Annotated in this window: 20 protein-coding genes; 12 read left to right on the top strand and 8 right to left on the bottom strand. The window is 66.6% G+C overall.

What is annotated here, in order from left to right:
- Positions 1–136: 136 nt before the first annotated feature.
- The 3 genes from MFF62_RS17650 to MFF62_RS17640 all read left to right on the top strand — a co-directional run bounded on the left by MFF62_RS17650 (position 137) and on the right by MFF62_RS17640 (position 1,218).
- Entirely contained in the window at positions 137–340 is a 204-nt protein-coding gene (locus MFF62_RS17650; RefSeq protein WP_238264432.1) for a hypothetical protein, read from the top strand.
- 108 nt (positions 341–448) lie between these two features.
- Entirely contained in the window at positions 449–871 is a 423-nt protein-coding gene (locus MFF62_RS17645) for a hypothetical protein (RefSeq protein ID WP_238264431.1), read from the top strand.
- A 125-nt stretch (positions 872–996) separates the two neighbouring features.
- Complete coding sequence (locus MFF62_RS17640) at positions 997–1,218, top strand: hypothetical protein (RefSeq protein ID WP_238264430.1); 222 nt, start codon at positions 997–999, stop codon at positions 1,216–1,218.
- Between the two features lie 80 nt (positions 1,219–1,298).
- Here MFF62_RS17640 and MFF62_RS17635 read toward each other — a convergent pair whose 3' ends face one another.
- The 3 genes from MFF62_RS17635 to glpK all read right to left on the bottom strand — a co-directional run bounded on the left by MFF62_RS17635 (position 1,299) and on the right by glpK (position 4,921).
- Positions 1,299–1,682 carry a hypothetical protein gene (locus tag MFF62_RS17635; protein WP_238264429.1) on the bottom strand — a complete coding sequence of 128 codons (384 nt, stop codon included), beginning with the start codon at positions 1,680–1,682 and terminating at the stop codon, positions 1,299–1,301.
- Between the two features lie 68 nt (positions 1,683–1,750).
- Positions 1,751–3,364: a glycerol-3-phosphate dehydrogenase/oxidase gene (locus tag MFF62_RS17630; RefSeq protein ID WP_238264428.1), complete on the bottom strand. Its 1,614-nt coding sequence runs from the start codon at positions 3,362–3,364 to the stop codon at positions 1,751–1,753.
- A gap of 21 nt (positions 3,365–3,385) precedes the next feature.
- The gene (gene glpK / locus MFF62_RS17625) at positions 3,386–4,921 is read right to left on the bottom strand and encodes a glycerol kinase GlpK (protein WP_238264427.1); all 1,536 of its coding nucleotides are present in this window, start codon (positions 4,919–4,921) and stop codon (positions 3,386–3,388) included.
- Positions 4,922–4,954: 33 nt separating this feature from the next.
- Between glpK and MFF62_RS17620 the strand changes: the two genes are divergently transcribed.
- Together MFF62_RS17620 and purU are read left to right on the top strand one after the other, a co-directional pair.
- On the top strand, positions 4,955–5,776 hold the full coding sequence (locus MFF62_RS17620) for an NUDIX hydrolase (RefSeq protein ID WP_238264426.1): 822 nt from the start codon (positions 4,955–4,957) through the stop codon (positions 5,774–5,776).
- A 56-nt stretch (positions 5,777–5,832) separates the two neighbouring features.
- Positions 5,833–6,699, top strand: a complete 867-nt coding sequence (purU, locus tag MFF62_RS17615; RefSeq protein WP_238264425.1) for a formyltetrahydrofolate deformylase — start codon at positions 5,833–5,835, stop codon at positions 6,697–6,699.
- Positions 6,700–6,765: 66 nt separating this feature from the next.
- Here the strand turns inward: purU and MFF62_RS17610 are convergent, their stop codons facing one another.
- A complete protein-coding gene (locus MFF62_RS17610) occupies positions 6,766–7,536 on the bottom strand; it encodes a DeoR/GlpR family DNA-binding transcription regulator (protein ID WP_238264424.1) in 771 nt (256 codons plus the stop codon).
- Between the two features lie 158 nt (positions 7,537–7,694).
- On the opposite strand from MFF62_RS17610, the gene MFF62_RS17605 reads away from it, so the two are divergent.
- The 6 genes from MFF62_RS17605 (at position 7,695) to MFF62_RS17580 (ending at position 13,784) form a co-directional block, all read left to right on the top strand.
- Positions 7,695–8,813 (top strand): ABC transporter ATP-binding protein, encoded by a 1,119-nt coding sequence (locus MFF62_RS17605; RefSeq protein ID WP_238264423.1) that lies wholly within the window; start codon positions 7,695–7,697, stop codon positions 8,811–8,813.
- 1 nt (position 8,814) lies between these two features.
- A complete protein-coding gene (locus tag MFF62_RS17600; RefSeq protein WP_238264422.1) occupies positions 8,815–9,915 on the top strand; it encodes an ABC transporter ATP-binding protein in 1,101 nt (366 codons plus the stop codon).
- Complete coding sequence (locus MFF62_RS17595) at positions 9,912–10,796, top strand: carbohydrate ABC transporter permease (protein WP_238264421.1); 885 nt, start codon at positions 9,912–9,914, stop codon at positions 10,794–10,796. The genes MFF62_RS17600 and MFF62_RS17595 overlap by 4 nt, the downstream gene beginning before the upstream one ends.
- On the top strand, positions 10,789–11,619 hold the full coding sequence (locus tag MFF62_RS17590) for a carbohydrate ABC transporter permease (protein WP_238264420.1): 831 nt from the start codon (positions 10,789–10,791) through the stop codon (positions 11,617–11,619). Before MFF62_RS17595 ends, MFF62_RS17590 begins: the two co-directional genes overlap by 8 nt.
- 10 nt (positions 11,620–11,629) lie before the next feature.
- Positions 11,630–11,938 carry a DUF2160 domain-containing protein gene (locus MFF62_RS17585; protein WP_238264419.1) on the top strand — a complete coding sequence of 103 codons (309 nt, stop codon included), beginning with the start codon at positions 11,630–11,632 and terminating at the stop codon, positions 11,936–11,938.
- Between the two features lie 115 nt (positions 11,939–12,053).
- Positions 12,054–13,784, top strand: a complete 1,731-nt coding sequence (locus MFF62_RS17580; RefSeq protein ID WP_238264746.1) for an ABC transporter substrate-binding protein — start codon at positions 12,054–12,056, stop codon at positions 13,782–13,784.
- Positions 13,785–13,888: 104 nt separating this feature from the next.
- On the opposite strand, the gene MFF62_RS17575 is transcribed toward MFF62_RS17580, so the two are convergent.
- The gene (locus MFF62_RS17575) at positions 13,889–15,853 is read right to left on the bottom strand and encodes a diguanylate cyclase domain-containing protein (protein ID WP_238264418.1); all 1,965 of its coding nucleotides are present in this window, start codon (positions 15,851–15,853) and stop codon (positions 13,889–13,891) included.
- Between the two features lie 287 nt (positions 15,854–16,140).
- Complete coding sequence (locus MFF62_RS17570; RefSeq protein ID WP_238264417.1) at positions 16,141–17,001, bottom strand: LysR family transcriptional regulator; 861 nt, start codon at positions 16,999–17,001, stop codon at positions 16,141–16,143.
- An 88-nt stretch (positions 17,002–17,089) separates the two neighbouring features.
- Here MFF62_RS17570 and MFF62_RS17565 point away from each other — a divergent pair, with 88 nt between their 5' ends.
- Positions 17,090–17,707, top strand: coding sequence for a cysteine hydrolase family protein (locus tag MFF62_RS17565; protein ID WP_238264416.1), 618 nt, complete (start codon positions 17,090–17,092; stop codon positions 17,705–17,707).
- Positions 17,708–17,714: 7 nt separating this feature from the next.
- Here the strand turns inward: MFF62_RS17565 and MFF62_RS17560 are convergent, their stop codons facing one another.
- Both MFF62_RS17560 and MFF62_RS17555 read right to left on the bottom strand, forming a co-directional pair.
- Entirely contained in the window at positions 17,715–18,398 is a 684-nt protein-coding gene (locus MFF62_RS17560) for a hypothetical protein (protein ID WP_238264415.1), read from the bottom strand.
- Positions 18,399–18,543: 145 nt separating this feature from the next.
- Positions 18,544–19,743: a c-type cytochrome gene (locus MFF62_RS17555; RefSeq protein WP_238264414.1), complete on the bottom strand. Its 1,200-nt coding sequence runs from the start codon at positions 19,741–19,743 to the stop codon at positions 18,544–18,546.
- Positions 19,744–19,759 lie beyond the last annotated feature (16 nt).

The raw sequence follows: 19,759 nt of genomic DNA, 5'->3' as shown, positions 1-19,759 counted from the left end.
TGTAGCGACAAACGCTTGCGCCCGCATCCGCACCGAATGTCCTAGGCCAGCCGAACGGGTGGGTTGGATGTGCTAGAGTTCCTGCCAATGCGTGCCTGCCAGCGCCTTGTCCTGTTGAGTCGAACGGAGAAACATCATGACGAGTGAAACCAGATCGCAGCTGAAGGCTTTTGTACAAACGGCGCCCCAGGCCGGGCGCTATGTCTGGGTGATTGCGCTGGTGGATTTCGGCGCGCAGCAGATCCGGCGCACCATTGTGTCGGACGATACCTTTACGACCTCTGACGCCGCCCGCGTGGCCGGCGACGCCGAACTGAAGGCGATGGCCGCCGACCACTGAGTCCGGCGGCGCTGCCCCGGTCCTCTCCTGTAGCACACCGTTACATCACACTGCCGGGGCGGTGGGTACACTGCTGTCCAGACATACCAGACACAAGAGAGGGTCAACTTGAATCGTCATACCTTGCTGCGCGCTGCCGCCGGCGCGGCGCTGCTGTGGTCCGCCACGGCCTTTGCCCAGGTCAACATCAATATCGGCATTGGCACGGCGCCACCGGCCCCGATCTACGAAGCCGTGCCGGCGCCGCGCGCGGGCTACGTTTGGGCGCCCGGCTTCTGGGTCTGGGACGACCATCGCCACAAGCACGCGTGGAAGCGGGGCCACTGGGTGACCGCGCGTCCGGGCTATGCCTACGAGGGACCGCGCTGGGTACAGGCCAGCAATGGCTGGGTCATGGCGCCCGAGCGCTGGAACCGCGGGCCGGACTACGACCGCTACCACGATCATCATGACCACCGCGACGATCATCGCGGGCCGGGTCCCAAGGGCTACCACTGCCCGCCGGGACACGCGAAGAAGGGTGAGTGCTAAGGGCGCGCCGAGGCGCGGGCTGACCGGTCTGCCGGGCGCCGCCAATCTCACGATGCGGTGACTGGACGGCGGGAGGCCATGCTAGGATTTCCGCAGCACGGCCGACTACTACCCGGAGCCCAGATATGCCCAAGCAGGTGTTCTCGCGTTCGCAGTATCTCGACATCCTCAACGAAAGCCTGCGCCAGCATCCGGGCTTCCAGCCTGGCATGGCCTTCGTGTTCCTGCCGCCGGGCGCCAGCGCTGACCAGGCGTCGGGTGTCGGTTGCACCGGCCCGCTGGACGCGATGCCGGTCTATTGCGAGATCGAACGCGTGGCGTCCGGGCTGATCGTGGTGGAAGCGTAGGGCGCGACTGCCCCGGAATTGCCCCGAAAACTGCGGGACCCATGAAAAACGCACCCCGGGGGGTGCGTTTTTCTTTATCTTCAGCCTTCGTCTTCCTCGTCGTCGAGGAATTCGCGCCGGAGCATCCAGTTGGCGATGGCTTCATCGCACACGTTCTTGAGCTTGCCCTTGTCGGGCAGCTTGTCGAACATCTGGAAGTTCACCAGCGCCATGCCCGCATCGGTGATGTAGAACAGGCGGTCCGGCTCGTCGTAGTGGACGACGCGTCCATCGATGCCCGACTCCTCGCTGTCGGCGGGCATGTCTTCGAGTTCCACCACGCGGCACGTGAAACGCGGGCTGCGCGTGTGGGTCAGGTACTCGAATTCGTCGTGCGTGATCTCACCGCCCTTGGCGGTGGTGACAGCGAAGCCCCAGATGAACCGGGGCATCGGCAGATCGGACAGGTCGTCAAGCTCGTCCATGGTGTTCTCCCTGATGCAATGCCCGCATTATCGCCGAAGTCTCGCACCGCGCCAGCCTTTCGCGTCCCTCAATCGAGCATGTACCCCTTGGCGAGCGTGCTGAAGTCGGCCAGTTCGGCCGCCTGCCATGCCGCGTCGTGGCCCAGTTCCTCGGCCAGGATCTCCGCCACACGGGGCGCGCCGGCCAGCGCGGCCCGCGCGTCCAGGAACAGGGCGCGATTGCGGCGGCCCAGCACGTCTTCCACGCGGCGGGCCAGTTCATGGCGGGCCGCGAAGCGGACATGCGCCTCGGTCAGGCCCGATGCCGGCACGATCATGGTGTCGGCGCCCGGCAGCGCCCGCACCAGCGGCAGGTCGGCGCCGTAGTAGCGGTCAGGAGACCCCGAGTTGGCGGGCGGCAGGTCGGCCTGCGCACCATTCAGGCCGTTGGCGCCGTGCAGGGGCAGGTCGGCGGTGCGGCAGGGCGCCGCGCGCAGCATCTGGCGCTGGATGGCCGTCTCGATCACGTCCTCGGCCATCTTGCGGTAGGTGGTCCACTTGCCGCCGGTCACGGTGATCAGGCCGGCCTTCGAAACCAGGATCGTGTGCTCGCGCGACAGCGACGCCGTGGACGATTCCCCGGTGGCCTTCACCAAGGGGCGCAGCCCCGCCCAGACGCTGGTCACATCGGCGCGCGTGGGATCGCGGGCCAGGTAGCGCGCGGCGGTTTCCAGGATGAAATCGACGTCGTCGCCAGTGGCGCGCGGCTCCAGCGGCAGGTCCTTGCGCGGCGTGTCGGTGGTGCCGACGATCACGTGGCCGTTCCAGGGCACCAGGAACAGCACGCGGCCGTCGTCGGTCTTCGGGATCAGAATGGCGCGGTCGCCGGGCAGGAAGCTGCGCGGAATGGTCAGGTGCACGCCCTGGCTCGGCGCCACCATGGTGCGGGCCTGGCCGTCTTCCATCTGACGTACCGCATCCACCCACACGCCCGTGGCGTTGATCACGCAGTCCGCGCACAGGCGGAAACTGGCGTCGCCGAGCGCATCTTCGGCGGTGACGCCCGTGATCACGCCGTTGCGCTGGGTCAGGCCGGTCACGCGCATGTAGTTCACGGCCGTACCGCCCACGTCGAACAGCGTGCGCATCAGCGCCATGGCCAGCCGCGCATCGTCGAACTGGCCGTCGAAGTAGAGGTTGCCGCCGCGCAGCGGGCGGCCGCCCACGTGCTCGGCCAGCGTGGGCGCGGCTTCGAGCGTTTCGCGATGGTTGAGCCAGCGGCTGCCCGACAGGTTCAGGCCGCCGGCCAGCATGTCGTAGACCTTCAGGCCGATACCGTAGAACGGCTGGTCGAACATCTGGTACGCCGGCACCACGAAGCCCAGCGGCCACACCACGTGCGGCGCGTTGCGGGCCAGCAGGCCGCGTTCGTGCAGGGCCTCGCGCACCAGGCTGATATTGCCCTGGGCCAGGTAGCGCACGCCGCCGTGCACGAGCTTGGTGGCCTTGCTCGACGTGCCCTTGGCAAAGTCGGCGGCTTCGAGCAGCAGGGTGCGGTAGCCCCGGGCGGCCGCGTCGAGCGCGGTGCCCAGGCCAGTGGCGCCGCCGCCGATGACGATGACGTCCCAGCGCGCCGTGCGCGACAGCGTATCGAGTAGTGCGGGGCGGGCCGGCGGCTGGACGGGAGGTACGGAGATTGGCATTGGGGTCTTCGGCAATCGGATTCAGTGTGCGGCAGTGGCGTCGTCACGGGCCCAGTCGCGGGCACGATCCACGGCGCGATGCCAGCGGGTAATGCGGTGGGCGCGTTCGTCGGCCGACAGCTTCGGCTCGAAACGCTGCTCGACCTGCCACTGGCCCGTGATCTCCTCGGGATCGGTCCAGTAGCCTGTGGCCAGGCCAGCCAGGTAGGCCGCGCCCAGCGCGGTGGTTTCCGTCACGCGCGGGCGCACGACCGGCGTGCCCAGCAGGTCGGCCTGCATCTGCATCAGCAGGTCGCTGCGCGATGCGCCGCCGTCCACGCGCAGTTCGGCCAGCGAGATGCCGGCGTCCTTCTGCATGGCGTCCAGCACGTCCACGCTCTGCAGCGCGATCGATTCCAGCGCCGCGCGGGCGATGTGCGGGCCGCCGGTGCCGCGCGTGATGCCCACGATCGTGCCGCGCGCAAACGGGTCCCAGTGCGGCGCGCCCAGGCCGGCAAACGCCGGCACCAGCACCACGCCGCCGGTATCGGCGCACTGGCGCGCCAGCGGGTCCACCTCGGGGGCGCTGTGGATCAGCTTGAGCCCGTCGCGCAGCCACTGGATCGTGGCGCCGCCCATGAACACGCCACCTTCCAGGCAGTATTGGGTGTTGCCGCCGATCTGCCAGCCGATGGTCGTGATCAGCCGGTTTTGCGACGTTACGGGCTTGTCGCCCGTATTCATCAGGATGAAGCAGCCGGTGCCATAGGTATTCTTGGCCATGCCGGGGCGCAGGCAGGCCTGGCCGAACGTGGCCGCCTGCTGGTCGCCGGCGATGCCTGCGATGGGCACGTCCACGCCAAACAGTCGGGTCGCGGTGCGCGCCACCTCGCCGCTGGACGGTGCCACCTCCGGCAGCAAGCTGCGCGGGATATCCAGGATGCCCAGCAGTTCGTCGTCCCAGCGGAAGTCGTGGATGTTGAACAGCAGCGTGCGCGAGGCGTTGGACACGTCGGTCACATGGCGCGCGCCATCGGTCAGTTGCCAGATCAGCCAGCTATCCACGGTGCCGAACGCCAGTTCGCCGCGCTCGGCGCGTTCGCGCGCGCCGTCGTAGTGGTCCAGCATCCAGCGCAGCTTGGTGCCCGAGAAATAGGCGTCGATGATCAGGCCGGTCTTTTGCTGGAACGTGTCGCCATGGCCGGCGGCCTGCAGGTCCTCGCACATCGGCGCGGTGCGGCGGTCCTGCCAGACCAGTGCGCGGCCCACGGGCTCACCGGTCTTGCGATCCCACAGCACCGTGGTCTCGCGCTGGTTGGTGATGCCGATGGCGCGTAGCTGCGAGCCGCTGACGTTGGCATCGCCCAGCACTTCGTGGGCCACGGCCAGCTGCGATTGCCAGATTTCATAGGGGTCGTGCTCGACGTGCCCCGGATGCGGATAATATTGCCGGAATTCGCGCTGGGCGATCCGTACCACATTGCCGGCGTGATCGAACAGGATGGCGCGCGAGCTGCTGGTACCCTGGTCCAGGGCCAGTACGTACTGCGGCGCTTGCGTGGAATGCGTGGGTGTCATGCGGTCCATCCGTAACGGTAAATTTGATTGCCCATGTCCGATATCGTCAGCGTAGTCACTGCCGGCGTTGCCGCGCGCAGCCCGTTCGATCCCGCCGCCCATTGGCGGCTAGTGGTCGATGGTGTCCAGGTGGGATGGCTGCCGCGCCGCCATGCGGAGATCCTCCAGGCCATGGGCGACGTGCTGGCGCCCGTGGACGGGCAGGGCGCCGTGGCACTGCTGCCCGGCTGCACCACGGCCGACGCGCGCAACGCGGCGCTGGCCCGGCTGGCGCGGCAACTGGCCGACGCAGGACACGTGCGTGGCTGGCGCAACGAACTGTTTGCCGTGACCCCGGCGCTGAATGCGGCGCCATTCGCGGTAATCGAGCGGGCGGCGGCGCGCTTCCTGGGGCTGCTGACGTTCGCGTCGCACATGAACGGCATCGTGGCCGGCCAGCGCGCGTTTTGGATCTCGCGGCGCAGCCCGTCCAAGGCCGTGGACCCCGGCATGTGGGACAACCTGGTCGCCGGCGGCATGCCGGCCGGCAGCGATCCGCTGGAAACGCTGGTGCGCGAATGCGACGAGGAATCGGGCATTCCGCCCGAGTTGGCCGGGCGGGCCGAGGCCCATGGCGTGATCGAAGTGCTGCGCGAAATCACCGAGGGGGTGCAGTGGGAGCACGTATATGTATACGATCTGCTGCTCCCGTCGGACTTCGTGCCGCAGAACCGCGACGGCGAGGTGGCAGAGCATCGCCACATCGATCCGGAGGCATTGCTTGCTATCATGGCGGGCCGCGCCATGACCGTCGATGCCACGCTGGTGACGCTGGATGCCCTCCGCCGACGTGGCTGGGCCACCGTCCAGCCCTGAAAGCCCGGCATCACGGCCACTGATTGCTCAACCCCGATTCGCCCGATTTGCCCAAGATGAGCTCCACCGGATTTATTCTCACGCTTTCCTGCCCCGATCAGCCGGGCATCGTGCACGCCGTGTCCGGCCTGCTGTTCCAGAACGACTGCAATATCGTCGATTCCGACCAGTACGGTGATGCGTTTACCGGCCGCTTCTTCATGCGCGTGCATTTCAGCGCTGCCCCGGGTGGCCCGGGCCTGGCCGACCTGCGCAGCGCGTTCGCGGCTGTGGGCGACCAGTTCGGCATGCAGTGGGAAATGTTCGACGCCACCGCGAAGCCGCGCGTGATGATCATGGTGTCGAAGATCGGCCATTGCCTGAACGACCTGCTGTTCCGCGCCAAGGCCGGCGGCCTGCCGGTGGAGATTGCCGCGATCGTGTCGAACCATCGCGACTTCTACCAGCTCGCCGCATCGTACGACGTGCCGTTCTTCCACCTGCCGCTGATGAATGCGTCGGCCGAGCAGAAGGCTGCGCAGGAAGCGCGCGTCTTCGAAGTGGTGCGTGACCAGAACATCGACCTCGTCGTGCTGGCCCGCTACATGCAGGTGCTGTCCGACGACCTGTGCCGCAAGCTGCAGGGCCGCGCCATCAATATCCACCACTCGTTCCTGCCCAGCTTCAAGGGCGCCAAGCCGTACTACCAGGCGCATGACCGGGGCGTGAAGCTGATCGGCGCCACCGCGCACTACGTGACGGCCGACCTGGACGAAGGCCCGATCATTGAGCAGGAAATCGAACGCGTGGATCACAGCATGGATCCCGAACAGTTGACCGCCGTGGGCCGCGACGTGGAATGCGTGGCCCTAGCGCGCGCGGTGAAATGGCACGCTGAACACCGTATTCTGGTGAACGGCCACAAGACCGTCGTTTTCAAGTAAGCGACGATGGTTTTCTCCCCTCTCCCGCGCGCGGGGGAGGGGAGAAAGACCCAGAGCGACAGGCATTCACGCCTGATCCGCGACCACACAGTTCACTCCGCTTTCCGCCAGCATCGTCTGGAAGGGCGCGCGTAGCGGCTCGTCGGTGAACAGCCGGTCGATGCTGTTCAGGGGCGCCAGCTCCACCATGGCCCGCCGGTTGAACTTGCTGGCATCGGCCGCCAGCCATACCTCGCGCGAGTGTTCCATGATCGTGCGCGCCACCTTTACTTCCCGAAAATCGTAGTCGCGCAGCGTGCCGTCGGTCTCGATGCCCGAGATGCCGATCAGGCCGATATCCACCTTGAACTGGCGGATGAATTCCACTGTGGCCTCGCCGATGATGCCGCGATCGCGCGACCGCAACACGCCGCCGGCCACGATCACCTCGCAGTCCGGGTTGTCGGCCAGGATATTGGCCACGTGCAGGTTGTTGGTAATCACGCGCAGGCCGCGATGATGGATCAGCGCGCGCGCCACCTCTTCCACCGTGGTGCCAATGTTCAGGATCAGCGAACAGCCCTCGGGCACCGCCGCCGCCACCGCCTTTGCAATACGCACCTTGCCTTCGGCATTGAGTACCTGCCGCTGCCGGTAGGCGATGTTCTCGGTGGTCGACCCCTCCATGCGCACGCCGCCGTGAAACCGGGCCAGCATGCCGTTTTCGGCCAGCAGGTTCACGTCGCGCCGCACTGTCTGCAGCGTTACGCCGAACTTGCGCGCGAGTTCGTCGATCGAGGCGAAGCCCTGGGTGCGGACTTCCTCCAGCAGGGCGGTCTGGCGGGGATTAAGCGTCATGTCCGGCATTCTAGTTCAAACACAAACGAAAACAAATGACGCACCGCAGTATTGTTTTATGTTCGCTTTTGCGCTAAAACGAGCGGTATGACTTGAAAAGTGCGCCTTGGCTGCGGTTTTCGAAGTGGCTGAGCAAGGACAGGAACATTGGAGACTGGATGCAGCTTAGCCTGGAAGGTATTGCGCAGCAGGTGGGATCGCAAGCCTATCTTTATTCGATGTCGCTGGCCCCCGTGCCGGGCGCTGTCACCATCCTGCTGGGAGCCACCCAGGCCGGCAAGACATCGCTGATGCGGGTCATGGCCGGCCTCGACAAGCCGGCGGCCGGCCGGGTGCTGGTCGATGGCGTGGACGTGACCGGCGTGCCGGTGCGCGAGCGCAACGTGTCGATGGTGTACCAGCAGTTCATCAACTACCCGTCGCTGACCGTTTTCGACAATATCGCGTCGCCGCTGCGGCTGCGGCGTGACAGCCGCGAAGACATCGCGGCTCGCGTCCGCAGCCTGGCGGTGCGGCTGCACATCGAACACCTGCTCGAACGCTACCCGTCGGAACTGTCCGGCGGCCAGCAGCAACGCGTGGCGCTGGCCCGTGCGCTGGCCAAGAACGCGCCGCTGATGCTGCTGGACGAACCACTGGTCAACCTGGATTACAAGCTGCGCGAGGAATTGCGCGAAGAGCTGACGCACCTGTTTGCCCAGGGCGATGCCACGGTGATCTACGCCACCACCGAGCCGGCCGAGGCGCTGCTGCTGGGCGGCTACACCGCCGTGCTCGATGCCGGCGAACTGCTGCAGTACGGCCCCACGCCCGAGGTGTTCCACTATCCCGCGTCGCTGCGCGTGGCGCGGGCCTTCAGCGATCCACCGATGAACCTGGTGCAGGGCATGCTGGCCGATGGCCGCGTGACGCTGCCGGGCGGCATCGTCATTCCGCTGCCGCAGGTGAACGCGCCGGGCGGACCGGTGACGGTGGGGGTGCGCGCGGCCGCGCTGCGCCTGAAGGCCATGCCCGGCGCGGTGGAGTTGCCGGGCAAGGTGGCACTGGCCGAGCTGTCCGGGTCTGACACCTTCGTGCACATCGATACGGCCGCCGGCAACATGGTGGCGCAGTTCGCCGGCGTGCTCGACCTGCAGCTCGGGGCGCCGCTGTCGCTGCATCTCGAACCCGAGCAACTCTATCTGTTCAACGACGCTGGCGACCGCATCCATGCGCCGCGCCGGCCCGGTGCGCTGGCCGACGTGGTCCGCACGCCCATTGCCGAGTCGGGAGCCTGATATGGCACGCATCGATCTCGATCTCGCCCATTCCTACGTCGCCAATCCGCAAAACGACGAAGACTACGCGCTGCTGCCGCTGAATTTCACGTTCGACGATGGCGGCGCCTATGCGCTGCTGGGGCCTTCCGGCTGCGGCAAGACCACGCTGCTGAACTGCATCTCGGGGCTGCTGCGGCCGTCGCAAGGCACGATCCGCTTCGACGGCAACGACGTGACCGACGCCTCGCCGCAGGCGCGCAATATCGCCCAGGTGTTCCAGTTCCCGGTGATCTACGACACGATGACCGTGGGCGAAAACCTGGCGTTTCCGCTGCGCAACCGCGGCGTGAGCGCCGCCCAGGTCAAGGAACGCGTGGGTAAGGTGGCCGAAATGCTGGACCTGTCGGGCGCGCTGGACCGCCGCGCCAGCGGCCTGGCCGCCGACGCCAAGCAGAAGATCTCGCTCGGGCGCGGGCTGGTGCGCCAGGACGTGTCGGCCATCCTGTTCGACGAACCGCTGACCGTGATCGACCCGCACCTGAAATGGCAATTGCGGCGCAAGCTCAAGGAAATCCATCACGAATTCCGCCTCACGCTGATCTACGTGACGCACGACCAGACCGAGGCGCTGACGTTTGCCGACCAGGTGGTGGTGATGTCGCGCGGCAAGGCGGTGCAGGTGGGGGCGGCCGATGCGCTGTTCGAACGGCCCGCGCATACCTTCGTGGGCCACTTCATCGGGTCGCCAGGCATGAACTTCCTGCCGGCCCAGTGGCGCGACGGCGCAATAGAACTGGCGGGGCGGCGCTACAAGCCCGACCTGCTGCCGGCCACGCAGTCGGCCTTGCAGGCCGCCGGCAGCTTCAAGGTTGGCGTGCGGCCCGAATACCTGCAACTGGCGCTGGCCAACGATCCGCAGGCCATGCCCGTGCGCGTGGAACGTGCGCAGGACATCGGCACCTACTGGCTGATGACGTCGACCGTGAACCATGGCGAGGCGGCCACGGTGCGCGCCCGCCTGGGCACGGAGGCCGCCGCGCTGCGGCCTGGTGATACCGCATGGCTGTCGGTGTTCAACCGGCACACCTGCTTCTACATCAACGAGGAACTGGTCTCATGAAGCCCGTCAACCAGAAAGCCTGGCTGCTGGTCCTGCCCGTGGTGATCTGCGTGGCGTTCTCGGCCATTCTTCCGCTGATGACCATCGTCAACTACTCGGTGCAGGACATCATCTCGCCCGATCGCCGCGTGTTCGTGGGTACCGAGTGGTTCGCCACGGTGCTGCGCGACGCCGAACTGCATGACGCGCTGCTGCGCCAGCTTGGCTTCTCGCTGGCCGTGCTGTGCGTGGAGATCCCGCTCGGCATCCTGCTGGCGCTGGCTATGCCGGCGCGTGGCTGGCAGGCGTCGGCTACGCTGGTCATCATCGCGCTGTCGCTGCTGATTCCGTGGAACGTGGTGGGCACCATCTGGCAGATCTTCGGCCGGACCGATATCGGCCTGCTGGGCGCGGCGCTCGACGGCATGGGTTTCGACTACAACTACACGGGCAGCGCGGTTGATGCCTGGGTCACCGTGCTGGTGATGGACGTCTGGCACTGGACGCCGCTGGTGGCGCTGCTCTGCTACGCGGGCCTGCGCGCGATTCCCGACGCCTACTATCAGGCGGCCCAGATCGATGGCGCGTCGCGCTTCGCGGTGTTCCGCTTCATCCAGTTGCCCAAGCTGCGCGGCGTGCTGATGATCGCGGTGCTGCTACGCTTCATGGACAGCTTCATGATCTATACCGAGCCGTTCGTGCTGACCGGCGGTGGCCCCGGCAACGCCACCACGTTCCTGTCGCAGTATCTGACGCAGAAGGCGGTGGGCCAGTTCGACCTGGGCCCGGCGGCGGCATTCTCGATCGTGTACTTCCTGATCATCCTGCTGACCTGTTTCGTGCTCTATAACTGGATGCAGCGCGCCGGCACGGCCAGCGCCGAGGAGGTATCCAATGGCTGATCGCAAGCTGCCCGGCCAGCGCCCGGGCTGGTGGCGCCCCGTGTTCCTGACGCTGTACCTGCTGTTCGCCATCGTGCCGATCTACTGGATGGTGAACATGTCGTTCAAGACCAACGAGGAAATCGTCTCCTCGCTGTCGCTGCTGCCGGCGTCGTTCACGTGGGAGCACTACGTGACGATCTTCACCGATGCGTCGTGGTACTCCGGCTATATCAATTCGCTGATCTACGTTCTGCTGAACACGGTGATCTCGATCTCCGTGGCGCTGCCGGCGGCCTACGCGTTCTCGCGCTACCAGTTCATTGGCGACAAGCACGTGTTCTTCTGGTTGCTGACCAACCGCATGACGCCGCCGGCCGTGTTCCTGCTGCCGTTTTTTCAGCTTTATACGACGATGGGGCTGATGGACACCCACCTCGGCGTGGCACTGGCCCACCTGGTGTTCAACGTGCCGCTGGCGGTGTGGATCCTGGAAGGTTTCATGTCCGGCGTGCCGCGCGAGATCGACGAGACCGCGTATGTGGACGGCTACTCGTTCCCGCGCTTCTTCCTGACAATCTTCCTGCCGCTGATCAAGGCCGGCGTGGGCGTGGCGGCGTTCTTCTGCTTCATGTTCAGCTGGGTGGAACTGCTGCTGGCGCGCACGCTGACGTCGGTCAATGCCAAGCCGATCGTGGCCACCATGACGCGCACGGTGTCGGCGTCGGGCATGGACTGGGGCGTGCTGGCAGCGGCCGGCGTGCTGACCATCGTGCCGGGCGCCATCGTGATCTGGTTCGTACGGCACTACATCGCGAAGGGCTTCGCGATGGGCCGCGTTTGAGGAAACGACGATGCTGAGCTGGATGGTATGGACCACCCCGGTGGCCGTCTTCTTTTCGCTGGTGGTGCTGATGCTGATCGGCATGACGATCTGGGAGGTGCGCTCGCCCACCGTGGAGCGCAAGGGCTTCCTGCCCATCGCCACCACGCGCGGCGACCGCCTGTTCATCGGCCTGATGTGTGCTGCGTGGATCAACCTGGCCTGGGTGGGCCTGGGCGAGAAGATGCAGGGCTGGTTCCAGTTGGCCGAGGCGCCGTCGATCTGGATCAGCGTGGCAATCTCGGCCGTGGTGCTGCTGTTGATCATGCGACGTGGATAGTCGATTCGCCAGGTTTTGCTGTCATGGGCTGCGAGATCTTTGTCCCTTCCCCGGGGCCGCAACCCAGTCAGAAATCCGGGGAAGGGTTGCTGAGGAGACACGAATGAAACAGCACGTGAAGTTGGGGATGTCGGCCCTGGCCTTTGCGGCCGCGGTGACATGCGGGCACGCCGCCTGGGCTGACGAGGCCGCGGCGAAGAAGTGGATCGACAACGAGTTCCAGCCGTCGTCGCTGGCCAAGGACAAGCAGCAGGCGGAAATGAAGTGGTTCATCGACGCCGCCGCCAAGCTCAAGGCCAAGGGCGTGACGCAGATCAGCGTGGTGTCTGAAACCATCACCACGCACGAGTACGAATCGAAGACGCTGGCCAAGGCGTTCGAGGAAATCACCGGCATCAAGGTCAACCACGACCTGATCCAGGAAGGCGACGTCGTGGAAAAGCTCCAGACGTCGATGCAGTCGGGCAAGTCGATCTACGACGGCTGGATCTCCGACTCGGACCTGATCGGCACGCACTATCGCTATGGCGCCATCCTGCCGCTGTCCGACTACATGAACGGCACGGGCAAGGAGTTCACGAACCCCGGTATCGACGTGAAGGACTTCATCGGCACCAAGTTCACCACGGCGCCGGACGGCAAGCTCTACCAGCTGCCCGACCAGCAGTTTGCCAACCTGTACTGGTTCCGCGCCGACTGGTTCGCGCGCAAGGACCTGCAGGACAAGTTCAAGGCCAAGTACGGCTATGACCTGGGCGTGCCCACCAACTGGTCGGCCTACGAAGACATCGCCAACTTCTTCACCAACGACGTGAAGGAACTGGACGGCAAGAAGGTCTTTGGCCACATGGACTACGGCAAGAAAGACCCGTCGCTGGGCTGGCGTTTCACCGACGCCTGGCTGTCGATGGCCGGTTCGGCCGACAAGGGCCTGCCCAACGGCATGCCGGTGGACGAGTGGGGCATCCGCGTGGCCGAAGACAAGTGCACGCCGGTGGGCGCATCGGTATCGCGCGGCGGTGCCACCAACAGCCCGGCCGCTGTCTATGCGCTGACCAAGTACATCGACTGGATGAAGAAGTTCGCGCCGCCGCAGGCCATGGGCATGACGTTCTCCGAAGCCGGCCCGGTGCCCGCACAGGGCCAGGTCGCGCAGCAGATCTTCTGGTACACGGCTTTCACGGCCGACATGACCAAGAAGGGCCTGCCGGTGGTCAACGCCGATGGCTCGCCCAAGTGGCGCATGGCGCCGTCGCCGTATGGCCCGTACTGGAAGCAGGGCATGCAGAATGGCTACCAGGACGTGGGTTCGTGGACGTTCTTCAAGAACACCGACCCGAACCGCCTGGCCGCCGCGTGGCTCTACGCGCAGTTCGTGACGTCGAAGACGGTGTCGCTGAAGAAGTCGCTGACCGGCCTGACTTTCATCCGCGACAGCGACATCAACCACGAGTACCTGACCAAGAACGCGGCCAAGTACGGTGGCCTGGTCGAGTTCTACCGCAGCCCGGCCCGCGTGGCCTGGACGCCGACCGGCAACAACGTGCCCGACTATCCGAAGCTGGCGCAGCTCTGGTGGAAGAACGTAGCCACGGCAGTCACCGGCGAGAAGACGCCGCAGGCCGCCATGGACAACCTGGCCGAGGAAATGGACCAGGTGATGGCCCGGCTGCAGCGCGCGGGCATGGCCCAGTGCGCGCCCAAGCTGAACCCGAAGAGCGATCCGTCGAAGTGGCTGTCGTCGGAACACGCACCGTGGAAGAAGCTCGACAACGAGAAGCCGAAGGGCGAGACCATCGCCTACGACAAGCTGCTGCAGGCGTGGAAGGAAGGAAAGGTCCGCTGATTTTTTCCTGACCCTTCGCTGAACGGGGTGTTCAGCTGGCAGTGCGAAGCGGCGGCGCGTAACAGCGTCGCCGCTTTTTTATTGCGCCACGCGCGGCGTGGACGTCAAACCTCGGTCGAGGCATCCTCCGCGCGCCGTGTTCCCACCGATGCATAGCAAGCCTTGCCATGCCGCTTGGCATCGTAGAGCGCCATGTCCGCGCGCATGAACAGCTCGCTGACCGAGGTGCCCTGGTCGGGACGATGCATCGCGCTGCCGACGCTGGCCGTGGAAACCAGCCGGTGGCCGTCGATCTCGAACGGCCGCATCGCGGCGTGCACCACGGTGTGGGCGATGCGCTCGACGGTATTGGGATTGGCGACGTTGTCCAGGATCACGGCGAATTCGTCGCCGCCGATACGGGCCACGGCATCGCCGCTGCGCACGCAGGCGCGCAGGCGTTCGGCGAACGCGATCAGCAACTGGTCGCCCACCGGGTGCCCGTAGGTGTCGTTGACGGCCTTGAAGTCGTCCAGGTCCACCAGCAGCAGGGCCGCGCGGTAGCTGCCGGCATCGGCCCGCGCCATGGTTTCCTGCAGGCGGCGGTCGAAGCCCTTGCGGTTGAGCAGGCCGGTCAGGTGATCGGACAGGGTCTGCGCTTCGAGGCTGCGTAGCTTCTGGCGTTCGCCGGTGATGTCGCGCGCGAACATGTGCAGGCCGGTGACGGCGTCCTTCGTGTCGTTCCAGGCGGGCTGGAAGGTCAGTTCCCAGGCCACGCCCTCGGCGTTTTCACGCGTGTACGTCACCGACTGCCCGGCGCAGGCTTGTTCGAGGTACGGCTTGCTGGCCACGTACTCGGGCGTGCCCCACAGTTCGCGCAGCGTCAGCCCCGTGATCTGGTCGGCCGGCAGGCCGAAATGGCGCGCATAGGCCCGGTTGACGAAGACGAAGCGTTCGCTTGCATCGACGAAGGCCACGAGGTCGGGTACGTGATTGGCAATCGCTTCCAGGCGCTTCTCGCTGGCGGCGGCGCTGTCTTTGGCTGCCTTCAGCGCGGCTTCGCGCTCGGTCAGCTGGGTCATGACCTCGGAGAACGCGCCGGCCAGTTCGCCAATTTCGTCGTCGCGGCGCACGGGCAGCTCGGCTACGGCCGACGGCTGCTCGCAGAGACGCCGCACGGTGCGGTGCAGGTGTTCCAACGGGGCCAGCAGATGCCGGATGACGGCCCACATGAGCGCCCCTGCCGCTAGCAGCGTCACGAAGCCCAGGATGATGGCCCGGTGGCGCACCTCCACCAGCGGCGCGTAGGCTTCGGCCGCCGGCAGGACGGAGATCACTTCCCAGCCGTTCGATTCGAGCAGGTAGCGCGCGACGACCGGTTGCTCGGGCGCGACTGTTTCCAGCGATGACTCGGGCACGTCGGCGCCGCAGGCTTCGCCGACGGCCTGGGCCGGGGCGAGGACCATCGACTGGTCGGGATGCATTGCGTAGCGCGGATTGGGCCCCGCCGAGACCAGGCAATAGAAGCCGGTCACGCCCACGCGGTGCTGGGCCAGTTCGCGCAGGAAATTGTCGGCCGACAGGTTCAACACGCCGCCCACCACGCCGCGCAGGTTGCCATGCGAATCGCGCATCGGCACCGCCAGGATCACGCCCGGCGCATTGCTGTGCTTGCCTTGCAGCAGGTCTGAGACGGCAAAGTCCGCGCCGTTGACGATGGACTTGAAGTAGTCGCGTTCGCCCACGGTCATCTTCACGCCATCGGGTACGGCGGTGCTGAAGGCGAGGGTGCCATCGGTCCAGGCCAGGAACGTGGCGTTGAAGTGCTCGGGCATGTCCACCGTGTCGATGGCCAACTGGCGCAACTGACCGGTCGGTCGGTCCAGTACGGGCGCCAGCGTACGCGCAAGCCGGCGCAGCACGACGGCGCGCGATTCGAGCTTTTCATCGAGTTGGTCCGCTACCAGCTTGACCAGTGTGTCCTGCTGGGCCTGAATGACTTCCTTCAGGCGCGTGTATGCGTAGACCTGCGAGAATCCAACCCGCACCACGAATACCAGCGTGACAACTGCCGCCGCGGCGATTGCCATTCGATACTTCAAAGAGTGCCGCATGAATCTCTTTTTGTTCTGCGCACTGACCCGTTTCTTGCGGTTGCCTGGGCTTCAATGCAACGACCCTGCCCATTTAGTGAAAAACATCCTGCGAATGCACTTCGCGGATATAGCGGCAGCCGGTTCAAAGCCTAGCAGAACCCTTACTTTTTTTGACGAAGCAACACTCGGAAACGGGTGCGCCAACACACATGGCGTGACGTATGCGGCGCGTAGTGGTAGCGACGCGACACTTGAGTGTCGGCGCCGCCGGTCACGGCCGCTCAGGGGCAAGTCGCCAGGGCTTCCGCCAGCCAGTCGATGACCGGCCGGAAGCGCGATGCGCCGCGAAACTCGGGCGGGTAGGCCAGCCAGATTTCGCGGACCACTTCGGGAATGCCGCGCACCAGGCTCAGCCCCGGTTCGTCGGCGCCCAGGTAGTGCGGCAGCAGCGCCACGCCCAGGCCGGCCCGCACCCCCTCGCGCACGGCCAGGAAGCTGTTCGACTGGAAAGAAAAGCGCCGTCCCAGCGCTTGCGGCCATTCCACCTCCGGTAGTGCGAATCCTTCGTCGAGCAGCCCGCACAGCGGCGTATCGCGCGACTCGGCCACGGCGGCAGCCATGCCGGCCGGCGCATAGACGCCGAAGTGGATCGTGCCGGCGCGCTGCGCGACCAGCGAGTCTTCCTGCGGCCGTGCCAGCCGCACCGCGATATGCGCGCGGCGCCGGGCCAGGCTGGTAACGCGGTTGTCCACTTCGAGCCGCAGTTCCACATCGGGATTCAGGGCGTAGAACGCGGGCAGCCGGGGCGTCAGGAAATGGCTGCCCAGCGATGCCGTGGCGGCCACCCGGACCACGCCCGACACCCCCGGGCTGGCGCCTTCGATTTCGCGTGCCAGCCGCTCCGCGGATAGCTCCATCTCGCGGGCGGCCGTCAGGGCGTTGCGGCCGGCGGCGGTCAACACGAACGTGCCATCGGTGCGCGTGGCCACCGGTTTGCCGAGCGCGGTCTCCAGCCGGCGGATACGCCGGATGGCCGTGGCGTGGGTGATATCAAGCTCGCGGGCGCAGGCGGAATAGCTGCCGACCCGCATCAGCGTGGACAGGGTGAGCAGGTCATCCCAAGTAATTGTGCTTTTTTGCACAGCTAGTGTGATCTCGTGGCGAATTGGCGTACAGCTTACCGGCCCCTACGATGCCTGCATAGTCACCGATACCTGCACGGAGTCCGCCATGTCGTCAGCCCAGACCTCTCAACCTTTCACGTTGCTCGATGCAGCCGGCGCCAGCCGCCAGCCGTCGGCCTGGTCCGAAGCGGTGCTGGTACTGGTGGACCACCAGCGCGAATACGTCGACGGCAAGCTGCCGCTGAGCGGCATGCCGCCGGCCGTGGCCCAGTGCGCGGCGCTGCTGGAACTGGCGCGTCGGCACGGCACCCCGGTGATCCACGTCGTGCACCACGGCAAGCCCGGCGGCGCGTTCGACCCGACCGGCCCCTACGCGGCCATCATCGAGGGCCTGACGCCGCGCGACGGCGAGCTAACCGTGGTCAAGAGCCTGCCCAACAGCTTCGCCGGCACCGACCTCGCGGCGCGGCTGACTGCCCTGGGCCGCAAGGAACTGATCGTGGCCGGCTTCCAGACCCATATGTGCATCAGCGCCACGGTGCGTTCGGCACTGGACCACGGCTACCGCGTCACGCTGGTAGCGGCCGGCTGCGCCACGCGCGACCTGCCGGACCCGCTCGGCGGTGAAGCACTGGCCGCCGCCGAATTGCACCGGGTCACGCTCGCGGCGCTGAACGACCGCTTCGCGACCGTGGTGGCCGACGCGTCGGTCTGGTCGCACTGACGCACGCCTAGCCGCTGCGCGCGGGCATCGTGTCGGCATAGCGCCAGTACTCGAAGTCCACGATCGTGGTGTTGGCGTTGGTGGTGACCAGGTCGAGGATGAACGGCAGGCGCGGGATCAGCATGCGGACCTGGTAGCGCGCGGCGCGCTTGAGTATCGACGGCGGCGCGATCCGTTCGCCATAGCGCATCGCCAGACGCAGGATATGAACCGGCACAAGGCGCTGCGGATCTTCCATGCGCGTCATGGCGGCGTTGCGGTACAGTAGCGACGATTTGGCCAGGCTCGCAAAGCGCGTGCGCAATTGCGCCAGCATGGCCGGGGCCAGTGCCGCGCCGGTTCCCGTCAGGCCCAGCGCGGTCGGGCCGCGCACGTTCTCGCGCCACAGTCCGCCCACCACCAGCAGCGGGTCCCGCTTTTCCGGCGGCGCCTGCGGCGAGCAGTCTTCCGTGATGCTGAACATCGCGCCATTGAGATCGTAGAGATGGCTGCGCTGGCCGAAGCGGCGCTGGTAGCCAATGATGCAGTCGAGGTCCTCGTCCAGGATGGGCCGCGTATCGCGCGGCAGGTAGCAGGGCCGGATCTCGAACAGGCCAGCCGATACGGCATAGCGTCCCGTCCAGGTGCGCAGTGCGTCGGCTTCCATGGCGGGGTCGATATCGGTACTCGCAGGCAGCAGTTCCAGCGACATCGTCTTCAGGGGGTAGCGTTGTAAAGGACTCCCAACGCTACGCGCCGCACTGCTCGACGTCTTTAGGACGTTTCTGCTTTTTCTGCGGAAATTTCTCTTCCTGGCTTCAACTTGATTCTGCGCAATCAGAACGATGCGTGTGCGCTCAGTGCACGAAGCCGCCCTGAACGAAGCGCACCGGCTCCGCATCCATGCGCAGCAGCAACGCGGTGAGGCCGTCGGGTGCAGCCCCGTGGTCTGCCGTATTGCCAGCCGCCCGGGTAGCCGGTTGTCCCGCCGTGCAAACCAGGCTCGCATCGCTCCAGCCACTGCCACCCGGTGCGTCGAGCGCGCGCAGCCAGCCGTCACGGTCGGCCAGCCAGGTGGTGCCCGCCAGTCGCGCGGGATCGGCCCCGGCGATGCGCGCATACACGGGCCAGACAGCCGGGGTGGACGCCACGCAGCCAGCGCGGAAGTCGGGCACCGAGGCCGGTGGCCGGCCATCGCGCGTGACCAGCAAGGTCAGAAAGCGTGGATCGTCGATGGGCAACGTGTCGGGAGATCCGTCGAAGGCCACCACGCGCACGCGCTGCCCGCCACGCCAGTCCGCCAGCGTACGCGGCGCCGTCTGGCCGCAACGCACCGCAACCTCGGGCAGCCGCAGCGGCACTGGCCACGTGCCTTGCAGCGCGGTGCCCGTGCCGGCGGCCAGCGTCTTCAGGTAGTCGATTACGGCCCATGCCTGACGGTCGTCGAGTTGCTGGCCGAATGGCGGCATCGTCTCGTGGCCCGCCGCATCGTGCATGCCGGCCACGATATGCCAGAACAGCTCGCCTTCGGCGCGTCGGCCCAGCAGTGGACTCAGGAACGTGGGCGGCCAGCGCGACAGCGTGCCGGCCAGCGGCCCTTCGCCGCGGCCGTCGTCGCCATGGCAGGCCACGCAATGGCGTGCATAGAGACGGGCGCCCTCGGCAATCGAATCAACGGCGAAGCGGGTGGGGCTCTGGTGGAAGCTGGTCGGTGCGGCGGGTGTCAGCAGCAACGCCGGCGTTGGCCACGGTGCCGCCACCAGCGCCAGCGCGCCGATGCCGAGCCACAGCGCGCGCCGGCGGCGCCAGCAAAGTGCGATGACCACGCAGGCCAGCGCCACGGCTACCGCCAGCAGGCTCAGGCCCAGCTGGCGCGCCAGCCCCAGGTCGATCAGCAGCGTTTCTCCGGCGATGCGCCGCGCCCAGGGCCACGCGGGCTGGCCGTGCACGTCGCTGGTCCAGCCCAGCGCGTACCAGAGATCGAGCAGCGCAAGCTGGCCTTCCTGCAGGACGCGCAGCAGCGCATTGAGCCACGCCTGCGGCGGCGGCCCGTTCATAGTGCTTGCCGCCCGT

This window comes from Cupriavidus pauculus (assembly GCF_022179805.1).
Classification (GTDB): domain Bacteria; phylum Pseudomonadota; class Gammaproteobacteria; order Burkholderiales; family Burkholderiaceae; genus Cupriavidus; species Cupriavidus pauculus_E.
Note: the sequence above shows the minus strand (reverse complement) of the source record. Positions and strands in the feature narration are given on the sequence as shown.